The organism is [Clostridium] aminophilum DSM 10710, from assembly GCF_000711825.1.
Classification (GTDB): domain Bacteria; phylum Bacillota; class Clostridia; order Lachnospirales; family Lachnospiraceae; genus Clostridium_R; species Clostridium_R aminophilum.
In genome coordinates this window covers 66,190-79,556 of record NZ_JONJ01000014.1, presented here as the reverse complement: position 1 = coordinate 79,556, position 13,367 = coordinate 66,190, and the positions used below count along the sequence as shown (strand labels likewise).

The window sequence follows — 13,367 nt, the reverse complement described above, 5'->3', positions numbered from 1 at the left end:
CACCCAATAATGTCTGTTTTTTGACCGAAGATCTCATCGGAATCCCATGTGGAATTTCCCGATCATTTGCTATATAATCATTCCGACAACTGAAGACTGGCACCAAAGGAGAATCACATGAGACACATGCTTAATCCGCTGGATTTTTCTGTAGAGGAGACCAATCAGCTTCTGGATCTCGCCACAGATATCATGTCGGACCCGGACAAATACGCTCACGTTTGTGACAGAAAGAAGATTGCAACGCTCTTCTACGAGCCGAGCACACGGACACGCCTCAGTTTCGAGACAGCAATGCTGAACCTCGGCGGAAGCGTCATCGGCTTTTCTTCTTCACAGTCCAGTTCCGCCTCAAAGGGCGAGAGCGTATCGGACACCATCCGCGTTATTTCCTGTTTCGCTGATATTGCAGCGATCCGTCACCCGAAAGAAGGCGCGGCGATCGTCGCAGCATCAAAATCCGGTATCCCGGTAATCAATGCCGGAGACGGCGGACATCAGCATCCGACCCAGACACTGACCGATCTCATGACCATCCGTACCTTAAAGGGAAGACTGGATCATATGACCGTCGGCCTGTGCGGCGACTTAAAATTCGGCCGTACCGTTCATTCTCTGATCAATGCGCTCTCCCGCTATGAGGGAGTCCGTTTTGTCCTGATCTCTCCACCGGAACTGCGTGTGCCGGATTATATTAAAGAAGATGTTCTGGATCCGAAAGGCATCGAGTACAAAGAAGTCGTCAGCCTGGACGATGTCATCCCGGAACTCGATGTTCTCTATATGACCCGAGTACAGAGAGAACGTTTTTTCAATGAAGAAGATTATCTCCGCATGAAAGGCTTCTATATTCTGGATGCGAAGAAAATGAAACTGGCCAAAGATGACATGTATGTTCTCCACCCGCTTCCGCGTGTCAATGAGATCACCGTGGAAGTTGACGATGATCCGCGTGCCGCTTACTTCAAGCAGGTACAGTTCGGAGTTTACGTGAGAATGGCACTGATTATGACACTTCTGGGGGTAGAAAAACCATGCTGAACATAAGCGGACTGGGCGAAGGCATCGTCCTCGATCACATCAAACCGGGCAGGAGCCTTGACATCTATTTCATGCTCGGACTGGACAAACTGGAATGCCAGGTTGCCATCATCAAAAATGCAAAGAGCAAGGCCATGGGCCGCAAGGACATCATCAAAATCGAAGGCGGACTGGATCTTGTCGATCTGGACGCACTCGGCTATATCGACCACACCATCACGGTCAACATCATCCGTGACGGCGTCGTTGCGGAGAAGAAGAAACTCTCTCTCCCGAAGATGGTCACCAACATCATTCAATGTCACAATCCCCGCTGCATCACTACCATCGAGCAGGAACTCCCGCAGGTCTTCTATCTCGCCGATGAGGAAAAGGGAACCTACCGCTGCAAATACTGCGACGAAAAGTACGCGAAAAAGGGATGAACAAAGTCCGCAAGCGGACTTCGGCTCCCCCATCCCCTCAGTCCTGAGGGGAGCCCCGCGGACTTTGCGCGCCGCCGCTGGTCACCGTTAGGTGACAGCTTCCTTACAGCGGCGTGCGCATCCTCGCGGAGCGTTTTTATTTCCTAGGGAATTTCGGAGAAATTTCCTAGGAAATAAAAAAGAGAAGGCAATCGGACGCCAAAGCCGATTGCCTTCTCTTTTTTATCCCGCGGTATATCCCCTGATCCGGTGCGTATAGTCTTTTTCCCGGGATCAGGTGTATATCGTTTCTCTTCTGAATTATTTTTCTGAATTGATCTTCTGAAATAATCTCTCGAACGAATCTTCTGAGTTTATCAGAAATACTATATTATTAGAGTTCTGAGCCGAACGGTAAGCCGGGTTATGTCTTTGGATGGTCATCTATCTAGACCTGATGTCGCCACCAGGCTCAATCGACCTGCCCGAGAACTGACGGGCCGCCATATGTTCTCTGTTCGGTCTTTCTCCGGATGGGGTTTACATGTGCCCCGCCTGTTACCACGCGGGCGGTAGTCTCTTACACTGCCTTTCCACCCTTACCATGAAATCATGGCGGTTTATTTCTGTTGCACTGTCCTGGGAGTCACCTCCACCAGACGTTATCTGGCATCCTGCCCTGCGAAGCCCGGACTTTCCTCTCCCGCGGCCTTTCGGCACTTACGGCAGCGACCATCTGTCCTGCTCAGAACATCCGTTACTTTATCATCTTTTATTCTCTCTGTCAAATGAGATCTCTGTCTCTTCTTCTCTTTATGCGCCGAAGCATCCTCCGCCCACAAACTCCCGGAGCAGGGAATTGTTCGGAACGGTCTCGCTCGAAACGCCAAGGAAATAGCTGAGGAATTTCAGCAGACGTTTCGCCTCCGGATACTCTTCGCTGTCCCGCGGCACCCTGTAGAGGAGCGGCTCCGCAAACTGTTTGAGCACCGACAGCTCGTACAGCAGCGCCGAGTTAAACATCACATCCGCCTCATCCTGATACGGGAAAATGTTCTTTTCCTCTCCCCGGCGAACACTGTCCCACATCGCGATCGTCGCCTGCGCACCGTGGCCTCTTGTTCTCGCGTCGCGGATGATGCGGCGGATCAGTCTTCCGTCGGTCGTCGGGATCCGGTTGTGCTCGTCAATGTTCAGCTGAGTCAGCGCACTGATATAGATCTTGAACTTCTTGTCCTTCGGAAAACCACCGGACAGTTTTTCATTCAGGCAGTGGATTCCCTCCAGTACCAGAACGTCTCCCTCTCCGATTTGCAGGAAATTCTTGTTGTACTCCCTCGTTCCGGTAAGGAAATTGAATTTCGGAAGTTCCACCTGCTCCCCGCGAAGAAGCGCGTTGATATCTCTGGACAAAAGATCTACGTCCAGCGCGTCGATGGACTCAAAATCCAGCTTCCCGTTCTCGTCTCTCGGCGTTCTCGTGCGATCCACAAAATAATTATCCGTCTCGATCGGATGCGGCGTGAGCCCGAGCGCAGCCAGCTGGATGGACAGACGGTGGGAAAATGTGGTCTTGCCGGAGGACGACGGCCCCGCGATCAGAATGATCTTCCGGCCGGACCGGTAGATTTCTTCGGCGATCTCTCCGATCTTTTTTTCCTGAATCGCCTCCTGCATGAGAATCAGATCCTGTGTTCTTCCCTCTGCGATGGCGTCATTCAGCGTTCCCACGTCAAATACACCGAGTTTTGCTCCCCATGTATCCGCTTCCCTCTGAATTTCGAACAGTTTCGAACTCGGAGAAAATTCCGGAATGCGGTCCGGATCTTCCACGGTCGGAAGGAGAAGGACAAATCCTTTTCCGTAGAGAGCCAGTTTCCACGTGCGGATATATCCGGTATCCGGGACCATATATCCGAAAAAGTAATCGTCAAAATTCTCGATGCTGTACACATTGACACGGGACGCTCTGCGGTAATGGAACAGCCGTTCCTTGTCAAACATATGATGCTTGTGGAAGAGCGCGATCGCGTCGTCGGTATTGATGCTTCTCTTGTGAATCGGAATCCGGCTCTCGGACAGTCTCCGCATCTCCGCATCCACGCGGTCCAGAAGTTCCTGCGTCACATTCAGATTATTGCGCGGTTCCAGATAAAGGCCGCTCCCGATGGAAAACAGCACTTTCAGACGATTGACATCATCCTTGCCGCATACATCAAAAAATGCCTTCATCAGAAGAAACAGTGCGCTTCGGCTGTAGGCGGACAATCCGCTCTTATCGCGTGCCGTGATGGGTGTCAGCGTTCCGGCCTCCTCGATGGGCCGATGCAGCTCGCGAAGCTTTCCGTTGATCTCCGCCAGAAGAATCTTCGGCGCATCCGGATTCTCATAGCGGTCCGTCAACTCACGGATCGCAGTTCCGTGTTCCACTTCGTAAGTGTCTTCTCCGATTTTGATCGTAAGCATGTGAATACCTCCCTCAGATCACCTCTGCCGGAAAATGTTCCTCCGCCGTCATGATCTCCACTTCATCCGTCAGAATCTCCTCCAGATAATCCTTCATCACCGGCATAAATATGTGTTCGATACCGTAATGTCCCGCGTCAATGACCGGAATGCCCTTCTCAAGACCGTCCAGTCCCTGATGATGACTGATATCGCCCGAAATGTAGACTTCTGCGCCGCTTGCCACCGCGGCATCCACATCGCTTCCGCCGGAGCCCGGAAGGATCGCGGCGCGCCGGATCATTTTCTCCGAACCCAAATCTCCGAAAACGGAAACATGCGGAATACGGAACACCTTTTTGGTATATTCCGCGATCTCCCTCAGCGTCATCGGTGCCGGCAGATTCCCTACCACACCGATTCCGTATTCTTTTCCGTCCGGGCCGGCTCCGGTCGGCTCCAGAACCTTCATATTCTGAAGATCCATCATTTTACCGGCACTGTCGCCCATTCCTCCCGGCATGCAGTCAAAGTTTGTGTGCATCGCATAATACGCGATGTCTTTCGACGCAAGCCGCAGAATCCGTTTCCCCACAAAGTCGCTGTCATTGACCAGTTTCAGTCCCTTAAAGATCAGCGGATGATGGGTTATGATCATATCCGCGCCCCGCGCCTCCGCTTCGTCGAGAACGGCGTCGGTCAGGTCAACCGCCAGCAGGATCTTTGACACCTCTTTATCGTGTCTGCCCGTCTGAAAGCCCGGATTGTCCCATTCTTCGGCATAAGACAGCGGCACCAGTTTTTCGCATACCAGAATGACGTCACTGCATTTCATGTTCTGCCTCCTTGATCGCCGCAAGATATTCCCGCAGTTCCCGCGCGCGCTCTCTGCTCCGCCCGGAATCCTGATGTTCCAGTTCCGAGAGAATCTGCAGACTGACCTGCCTTTCTTTCTCGAGATATTCGCGGAACACAGGATCTTTTTCGCGGATCAGGCATGCCCCGAACCGGAGGAAAATGCTGTCTTCCGGAAGCGCGCTGCCCTCTTCGCGAAGTTCCGTATCCATCACCGTGTAATACTTCCCGGCGTCCTTCACCATCTTTTCCCGCACAATTACAAGACCTTTCCGGTTTAAGAAGCGTCGGAATTCCATGATGTCCGACTGCGGTGAAAGAATCAGATGCTTCAGTCTGCGGACGCAGGCCCAGCCGGCCTCGATGATTTTTTCCTCGAGCGGTCCGCCCATTCCGGCGATCACGCAGGTATCGGTCTCTCCCGGCACCATTTTTTCAAAGCCATTGGAAAGCCGGGTTTCGATCCGGTCGGAAAGGCCGTACCGGCGGATGTGCTGTTCTGCCCGCTCCAGTGGTCCCGGAACAACATCCATCGCCAGTGCCCGCGGCGAAACGCCGCTCTGCACCAGATGGATCGGAATATACCCGTGGTCGGTTCCGATATCCGCTGCGGTCTCCCCGGGACGCACAAAGGACGCCACCAGAGAAAGCCGGGCGGAAAGTTCGATTGTATTTCCTGTCATAGATTTGTCTGTTCCTTTATTTTCGTGCATATGCGCCAAAGCCCGCGCGTTTTGCCCGGTTCCGGCGGCTGCCCCGATCCCGCGGAAGGACCGCAAAGCGGTTTCGCAGCGGCAGCGTCACTCATCCAGAAAATCTTTTAATTTTCTGCTTCTGCTGGGATGTCTCAGCTTGCGCAGTGCCTTTGCCTCGATCTGACGGATTCGCTCTCTCGTGACATCGAACGTCTGTCCGACTTCCTCGAGGGTGCGCTGTTTTCCGTCATCCAGACCGAAACGCATGCGGAGGACCCGCTGCTCGCGGTCGGTCAGCGTATCCAGTGCCTCCATGATCTCCTCATGAAGCGACTGTTTCTCCGCCTCATCCTGCGGCACGCGGACATTGTCATTCGGAATGAAATCGCCCATGTGGCTGTCACCCTCTTCTCCGATCGGAGTCTCAAGAGAAACCGGATCCTGTGCGAGCGTCATGATCCTGCGCACCTGTTCGACCTTGATGCCCATGCGCTCCGCGATCTCCTCAGGAGACGGATCTCTTCCGAGTTCCTGGAGAAGCTGCCGCGCCGTGCGCTGCTGCCGGCTCATCGTCTCGTACATGTGAACCGGCTTGCGGATGGTATCTCCCTGATCCGCGATCGCTCTCGTGATCGCCTGACGGATCCACCATGTCGCGTATGTGCTGAACTTAAATCCCTTTCGATAATCGTATTTCTCAACTGCTTTCAGCAGACCGAGATTTCCCTCCTGAATCAGATCCAGGAAAGAAAGCTTCCTGCCGAGATATTTTTTTGCGATACTTACCACCAGACGGAGATTTGCCTGAGCGAGCTCATTTTTCGCCAGTTTCTTCTCCTCGTCGGTTCCCTCTTCAATCTGTCTTGCCAGCTCAATCTCCCGATCACTGGACAGAAGCGGCACCTTTCCGATTTCCTTCAGATACATTCTGACCGGATCGGTGACACTGCTTCCCTCACCGATGCGCTCAATCGAAGCATCGTCCAGCGCAACGTCTTCCTCGGATATCTCATCCTCATGGTCCATCAGATTGTCATCTTCGATGTCATTCTCTATGTCCTGAGCCAGCTCCGGATCAAATTCCTCGTCGGTCTCCTCCGCGACCACGTCGACACCGTTCCTGTCGAGGAATTCATAAATCCGGTCCATCTCATCCGGTTTCGGGACCCGGAACACCTGCACAATGTCACGCTCATCCAGAACGTTTTTCTTCGTCTGCGCAAGCTTCAGCAATTCCTGAAGCTTCGCTTCGAACTCTGCGTCCCCGATGATCATTTCTCCTCTGTCCTCTGTTCTCCTGGTTCTGGCCATGTTTGCTCCCCCTTGTGGTTTTTGTGACTTCGTTCACCTGTTTAACTGCAAAAGGTATTACGGCAAGACAGACTGCATTTGATCAGTCCATCGTAACTCTGAGGTTTGTAAGATCCCGCTGTGCGTGTATCAGTTCCTGCATTTTTGCGATATCCGTGCAGGATGCCAGCTGATGTTCTATGCTGTTTTTCTTGATTCGAAGCACGGTTTCGGAAAATGCCTTCTTCTGTGCTTCATTCTCCAGGGATTCGGCGATATCGCAATTAAATAACTTTGCCACCTCTTCCTGGCTTCCTTCATCATCAATGAAATGATTCAGGATCTTTGCCGGATTGACACTGCCGTCCGGCGTGTTTTCGTGTTCCCGGAATACATCCTCCGCCGCTCTCCGGTAAAGCGGTTCCACAAAATCTTCCGGTCCGATGATGCCGCTCAGTTTTTCAAAGAGCGCCGGTTTTTCGATCAGCCAGGTCAGAAGAAGTCTCTCTGACTGACGAAGTCCCTCCTCGGAAGCACTTCTCCTTTTCGGCGCGCTCCGAACCGGCTCCGGCGTCCGCCGTCCCCCGTTTTCCGCCTCCCGGAACCGGGCGGAATCCGGTCTTTCTCCCGCATCCGCAAACTCATCCGGCACATATCCGCCGAAATCATCCGGGTCCGACGCGTAGTCCTCCGGATTCCAGCCGTCCGGAATAAAATTATCCGGCATAAAGCTGTTCTCCTCGTAATTCTGCGTGTTCGGTCCGTTTGATCCGGCCCTTGTCTCTTCCTGATTTCGTCCGGTGGATTTTACACTTTGCGGTGTCTGAAAACCGTAGGCATCTTTTTTCGGTTCGGTCCGGCTCCGGAAATAGCCTTCCTGACTCTCCGGCCCGGTACCGTATTTCATCGCCAGCTGATTGACCAGTCCCCGCAGCTTGTCCTGCGGAATCATGAATTCTCTCGCGACGGCTTCCGTGTAATTGTCTCTCTCCAGAGCTTCCTCAAAAACGAGCAGTTTACGGGCAGTCTTGTTATAGAATTCCGTCTTCTGATCCGGGTCGGACATGTCCAGATCCCGCTTCAGCACGTCGATTTCAAAATAAAAACTGTTTCTCGCCTCTTCGATCCGCGCCTCGAAGGCTTCCGCGCCTTCCGCCTTGATAAACTCGTCCGGATCCTTATGCGGCTTCATATTCAGAACTTTGGTCGTAATTCCGACCTCCCGAAGCATCGGGATCGCGCGGAGCGCCGCCTTGGTCCCGGCTCCGTCGCTGTCATACGTCAGAATGACCGTATCGGTGTATCGTTTCAGAATCTTGGCATGATTCTCGGTGAGCGCGGTTCCCAGCGACGCCACAGCATTGGTGAATCCGGCCTGATGCATGGAGATCACATCCATATATCCCTCACACAGAAGCATATATTTTTTTCTCGTGGTTCTCGCATAATTCAGACCGTACAGATTCCGGTTCTTCTCGAACACTTTCGTCTCCGGCGAATTCAGATATTTCGGTTCCCCGTCGCCCATGACGCGGCCGCCAAAACCGATCACACGGTTGTTCGCATCCATAATCGGAAACATCACACGGTCCCAGAACTTGTCGTAAACGCCGCGTTCCTTGTAGCTGACAAGGCCCGTCTCCTTTAACACCGAATCGCTGTATCCCTTGCTCTTCAGATACTGATATAAATCATTGCTGGTTTTGTTGGAATATCCGAGACCGAAATGCCGGATGGTCTCATCGCTGAGCTGTCTTCCCGCAAAATAATCCAATCCGCGTTTGCCCTGCGGGGCCTTCAGCTGATGATAGAAATAGTTTGCTGCGGTCTTATTGATTTCAAGAATCGTATTCTTCAGATCCTGCTGTTCTTTCTGCTGACGGCTGTACTGCATCTTCGGCAGAGTGACGCCGCCCCGGTCCGCAAGCATCTCCAGTGCCTCGCGGAACGTGAAATTCTCATATTTCATCACGAACGTGATGACATTTCCGCTGACGCCGCAGCCAAAGCAATGATACATCTGCTTGGTGGGCGAGACGGAGAAGGAAGGCGATTTTTCACCGTGAAAAGGACAGAGTCCGAAGTAATTCGCACCGGATTTTTTCAGTTTTATATATCCGGAAATGACGTCCACAATATCGTTTCTGGACCGTACTTCCTCGATTACCTCGTCCGGATAATACATGCTGCTGTCATCCCCTTCCGTCATGTATAGATTGAAGCCAATGATATTGACAGCATATCACATTTTATCTGTTTTTAACAGTATAAAGTGAATAAGAATGATAATATTCAGAATTTTGTCAATTCATCCTTTCCCTATCGATATATTTCTTTTCGATCCATGAAAAAGGATCAAGGGCCTGATCCATCCCTTGATCCTTCTTTGACAGCAGAGTTCGTTTACGTTTACTTTTTGTCCGGTTCAAGAAGCCGGCATTCCCCGGAAATCACCGGAAGATACGGTGCAATATAGGAGATCACTTCATCGGTGTCCAGCTGCTCCGGATAAAGGATTCCCTCATTCGGATGTTTGAAGATGTACTTCAGCGCGGCAAAGATGGAAACCGCCACAAGGTATGCGACCGGGGTTCCGATACATCCATCCTCAAGATTTGCTTCGGTTCCAACATATCTGCTTTTGAAGTTTTTCCCCTCAACCAGCATTCCAATAGCCTCACCGCCGGAAACGATCTCATCCAGAGCGATCACATGGTAGTGATCGACGTTCTCTGTCCGAACGGTTTTAACCGCAATCTCGCAGGGAAGATAGACAAACATTGCAGACGGGGCATACTCCAGTTCTCCATCTTCATCCCATACAGAGAAGTATTCACGCATGGAGTGGAGTTCTTCGTGATCATCGGCGCATCCCTCAATAATCTGATCATTGATGACCGCTTTTACTTTGGAAAACTTGCCCGAAAAATTGAGCTGCAGCAATCTGCTGTCCGGATCAAAACCGTAAATCTGATCCACATCCGCCCCCATTCTTCTCAGCGCCTCGGATAATTTCACTTCCGTTCCCACGATCATGGATGCCCTGTCATCCATTTCATTATAGAAATCCACTGCATTCCAGGTGGAATAAACCGTGTTTGGCGCGGGCTCGGTAATATTGGTCTCTGTTGTGTCATAATCGGACTCGATCAAATACGTCACCCGGAGTTCCCGGGCCAGCTGGGCAAATTGGTCTTCTTTGATAAGATTTTTCAAATGTTCCCGGTTTTCCACGACAAAAGGAGTATCATCCTCCTCCACGATATCGCAAAGGGCTTTTTTGGTCAAAACGTTGATCACACCGGAGTTTACTCCGAAATTCAGCACGGTTGTAGGGGTCTTCGGATTCTTCCGGGCCAGTTTCAGCGTCTCCTGAAGATGTTCTTCATAGTCCAGATTCGCCTGATTATTGACCGGAAACCAGCCGTCCGAAGTAGTAATGAAATGAATACCCCGTTTGGTACATTCCTCGGTCAGAACGAAATCATCCAGTTCATTCGCAAGATCCAATAAAAAGTCCCCGCGATTTAAGTGCTGAAAGATTTCCTGATAATTATCGTGGTTGATGATCATTCGGTGAATGTTCTCTTCCTTTCCGCCCCGGGATCTGAAAAAATCAAGCATTTTCTCGTTTTTATCGATCACGATCATATCATCCGGATCAAACATTTTTTCCTTCAGGAGTATATCCATCAACGACTGCGGCACTACTCCCATACCCAGAAACATAATTTTTGGCATCATATTATTAGTCCTCCTCATTCGAGTTATTTGTTTTCATTTTTTCAGCAATCATTCCGTACACTCTTGGTGATACAAGACACAAGAACCCAAGGAAACCGGCTGCGACAGACGATGAGACGGTGAACAGCGGTCCCAGAACCGGTCCGTGCAGGACCTTAAACCCGTCTTCCAAAGCAAAATAATTCTCCAGAACATCTTTTCCTTCCACGCCGTCATTTTCCGTCAGGCCAATCAGCCAGCTGATCCGGTGCACTTCAACGACACGGATCATGACGCAGACGATAAAGAGAACGATCGTGGCAAACACAACATTCGTGTTCAGAATCAGAAGCATGATTGCAATGCCGCAGACCGACAGCGCGGTGATCATGGCTTTCAGAGGATGCCATTTGTTAAATATCTCCACGATGCTCTCAGCGAAATAGGTGATTGTGACGGAGAATACACCGATGCTGGTCATCTCGATCTCGGTAAGTCCGGCATTTTCCGAAATCAGCGGGAACAGATACTCATCATAGCTGGTGGCAAATGAAATGGTGAGTACCATCAGAAGGATATAGATCAGAGCACGCGGCCGGGCAAAAGCCTTCCAGACCTGCAGCGTTTTGACCTCTTCATCATCCTCCTCATCTTCAAAGATGACAAAACTGAACGGGATCAACAATACGCAGACAATCACCCCGATACCGTACATACAGGAAAAACCGAGGGAAGATGCAACAAGACCCGCAATCATCGTAAAGATCAGGGTCGCAGCCTCGGTCGCACTCTGACTCTCCGAAATCTTTTTATTTCTGCGATCCATGTCCTCGATCTCATAGGGAATTCCTTCTGCCAGCGCATACAGAACGCTTTCGAGGAAGATTCCTTCCAGGAACTTACATACCGCAAAGAAATAAATATTTCCCCGGTGAATGGAGAACACCATACCGGCAAAGGAAGCGGCGCTGATGATCGCGGAGGCGACACCCATCCGTCTCTCTCCAAAACGGCCGAGAAGCATCGATGTGATGACAGACCCCAGCCAGGAGCCGATGCGGTAGGCAGTGAATGGAATCGCGAACAGGAGCGCCATGTCGATATCCGAATTCGCGCTTATACTGGAAACCGCCATGACCATCATCATACCGTCCATATATACCAGTCCGGTCACCAGAAAATCATAGGTATTGCTCAGGCAGTATTTTGCCTCTCTGGGCTGGCTTTTCCGGATGGCCGTATACTCCCTCAGTTCCCTGGAGTACTTTCGGATCACATCGACGAGCATGACAGCAAATACAACAAAAGAAACCAGCTGCATTGCCGAGCCGATCACTCTGCGGATCCGGTCATTTCGGAGCTTGCCATATTCACTTCCCATTTCGAGGAATCCGACCATGTTGTTCTCGTTATCATAGATCGGAGAATGGACAAAACCATAGATTCCGTCCACTTCCTTTTCGACCGTATAACCCATTATGTGCGATGAATCGGGATTGTCGTCGGCAGCAATCGAAAGATCCGTGTACAGCGTTCCGAGAATATACTCATTGTAGGAATCTGCGATAAGATATGCTTCTCCGCCCTTATCAAATGCATAGATCTGAGCATACATTCCCATCTCTTTCCCGTTTGCCCTGCAGACTTCCTGAAGGTAAGGGCCAATCCATTCCGTCCTGTCTCTCAGCTCTTCCGTCTTGAAATCTTCCGGCTCTTTGCCTCCAAGAACGCTGAGTTCATCCATGGCAAAATAGCGAAAACCTGCCGAGACGGCTTCGGCGGCGGAAATGGTTCTAAGCCGTTGTTCTTCATCAAATTCTTTCAGCGTTATGCCGGTGTAATACGCCACAACCGATAAAAAGAGTCCAATAAAAGCGATTGCGATCTTATATCGGTTCAGATAACCGGTGGAAACAATCCGGAAAACGGCATACAGAACGGTGATCACAAGAATAACCGCGCCCAGATGATACAGGATATCCATAATCCTGGTAAACGTGGAAAATGTGATCGACGCACTCCAGCTTTGATTGTGAAATTGGGTGTGAATTATGTCAGGATGAAAACTGAGCTCATGCTCAGACATGTCATAGTAATAGACCTCGCCAAAGCGATTGTAGATTTCTATCCGGTTCTCATCGATATTATACTCTCCTGCCTGAATTATCTCAGGAGCCGTAACCGACGCTGCAACCGTGTATTCCGTCTCGGAATCTTCATTGACCGAATCAGCGCTGACCCGGATCAGCTGAATGCTGCTGTCCTGGATCTTTGTGATATATGCGTATCCGTCGCGAACCACGACATCCTTGAGCTGATTGGAATTGATGCGCTGATTCTCGTCATAATTCTGTATGTACAGTTCACCGAGATATTTGCCCGAAGAAGAATATTTCAGAAGTTTTTCATTACTGTAATAATTATAATCGTTGTAGATATCCCCGACAATTGCATAGACATCGGCCCCGTCGGACGCAACGACGCGGGGCTCACTCTGCACTCCGTTGATATCGGTGGAAATGATCCGGATCAGTTCCCGGTCATGCGATGCAAAAAGAAGCTGCCTGTCCCAGATTGCGACCATCCCGTTCTCCTGATCCACCACATCCAGCACATTGGACTGATCAAGTTCGATTGAGCGCATAAAGGGATAGTAATGTGTTCTCCGGGCGCCGATAAATACAAATAAAGCAGCCAGTATTGATATGATCAAAAATAGTTTTTTTCTCAAATGCAACTCCTCTTTCATTCACCGGTACATTCTTGACTACATTCATGAAAATCAATCGAATCGTTGTAACTTCCTGTTGGAGAGGAACTGTTGGAGCTAAACTGATGAAACTAAACTGTTCAAACTGAACTGTTCAAACTGAAATCTATATCAATATCTTGTTGTCATTTATTTAATTTTAAC

General features: G+C 50.5%; 9 protein-coding genes and 1 other RNA gene. 2 read left to right on the top strand and 8 right to left on the bottom strand.

Features of this window, described 5'->3' with window-relative positions; genetic code table 11:
- Positions 1-117: 117 nt before the first annotated feature.
- Positions 118-1,041 carry an aspartate carbamoyltransferase gene (gene pyrB, locus BR86_RS0110875; RefSeq protein WP_031473835.1) on the top strand — a complete coding sequence of 308 codons (924 nt, stop codon included), beginning with the start codon at positions 118-120 and terminating at the stop codon, positions 1,039-1,041.
- On the top strand, positions 1,035-1,466 hold the full coding sequence (locus tag BR86_RS0110870; protein WP_031473833.1) for an aspartate carbamoyltransferase regulatory subunit: 432 nt from the start codon (positions 1,035-1,037) through the stop codon (positions 1,464-1,466). Before pyrB ends, BR86_RS0110870 begins: the two co-directional genes overlap by 7 nt.
- A 378-nt stretch (positions 1,467-1,844) precedes the next feature.
- Here the strand turns inward: BR86_RS0110870 and rnpB are convergent.
- From rnpB to BR86_RS0110830, 8 genes are all read right to left on the bottom strand, one after another.
- An RNA gene (gene rnpB / locus BR86_RS15285) (RNase P RNA component class A) lies at positions 1,845-2,193 on the bottom strand.
- A 65-nt stretch (positions 2,194-2,258) separates the two neighbouring features.
- Positions 2,259-3,911 carry a nucleoside kinase gene (locus BR86_RS0110865; RefSeq protein WP_031473831.1) on the bottom strand — a complete coding sequence of 551 codons (1,653 nt, stop codon included), beginning with the start codon at positions 3,909-3,911 and terminating at the stop codon, positions 2,259-2,261.
- A gap of 13 nt (positions 3,912-3,924) precedes the next feature.
- Positions 3,925-4,725 (bottom strand): Nif3-like dinuclear metal center hexameric protein, encoded by an 801-nt coding sequence (locus tag BR86_RS0110860; protein ID WP_031473829.1) that lies wholly within the window; start codon positions 4,723-4,725, stop codon positions 3,925-3,927.
- Positions 4,712-5,428, bottom strand: a complete 717-nt coding sequence (locus BR86_RS0110855) for a tRNA (adenine(22)-N(1))-methyltransferase (protein ID WP_242841604.1) — start codon at positions 5,426-5,428, stop codon at positions 4,712-4,714. The genes BR86_RS0110860 and BR86_RS0110855 overlap by 14 nt, the downstream gene beginning before the upstream one ends.
- 117 nt (positions 5,429-5,545) lie before the next feature.
- Complete coding sequence (gene rpoD, locus BR86_RS0110845; protein ID WP_031473825.1) at positions 5,546-6,715, bottom strand: RNA polymerase sigma factor RpoD; 1,170 nt, start codon at positions 6,713-6,715, stop codon at positions 5,546-5,548.
- Between the two features lie 118 nt (positions 6,716-6,833).
- Positions 6,834-8,915 carry a DNA primase gene (dnaG, locus tag BR86_RS0110840; protein WP_031473823.1) on the bottom strand — a complete coding sequence of 694 codons (2,082 nt, stop codon included), beginning with the start codon at positions 8,913-8,915 and terminating at the stop codon, positions 6,834-6,836.
- 224 nt (positions 8,916-9,139) lie between these two features.
- Entirely contained in the window at positions 9,140-10,474 is a 1,335-nt protein-coding gene (locus tag BR86_RS0110835) for a saccharopine dehydrogenase NADP-binding domain-containing protein (protein WP_031473821.1), read from the bottom strand.
- Positions 10,475-10,478: 4 nt separating this feature from the next.
- A complete protein-coding gene (locus BR86_RS0110830) occupies positions 10,479-13,166 on the bottom strand; it encodes an MFS transporter (RefSeq protein WP_161767321.1) in 2,688 nt (895 codons plus the stop codon).
- Between the last annotated feature and the right edge of the window lie 201 nt (positions 13,167-13,367).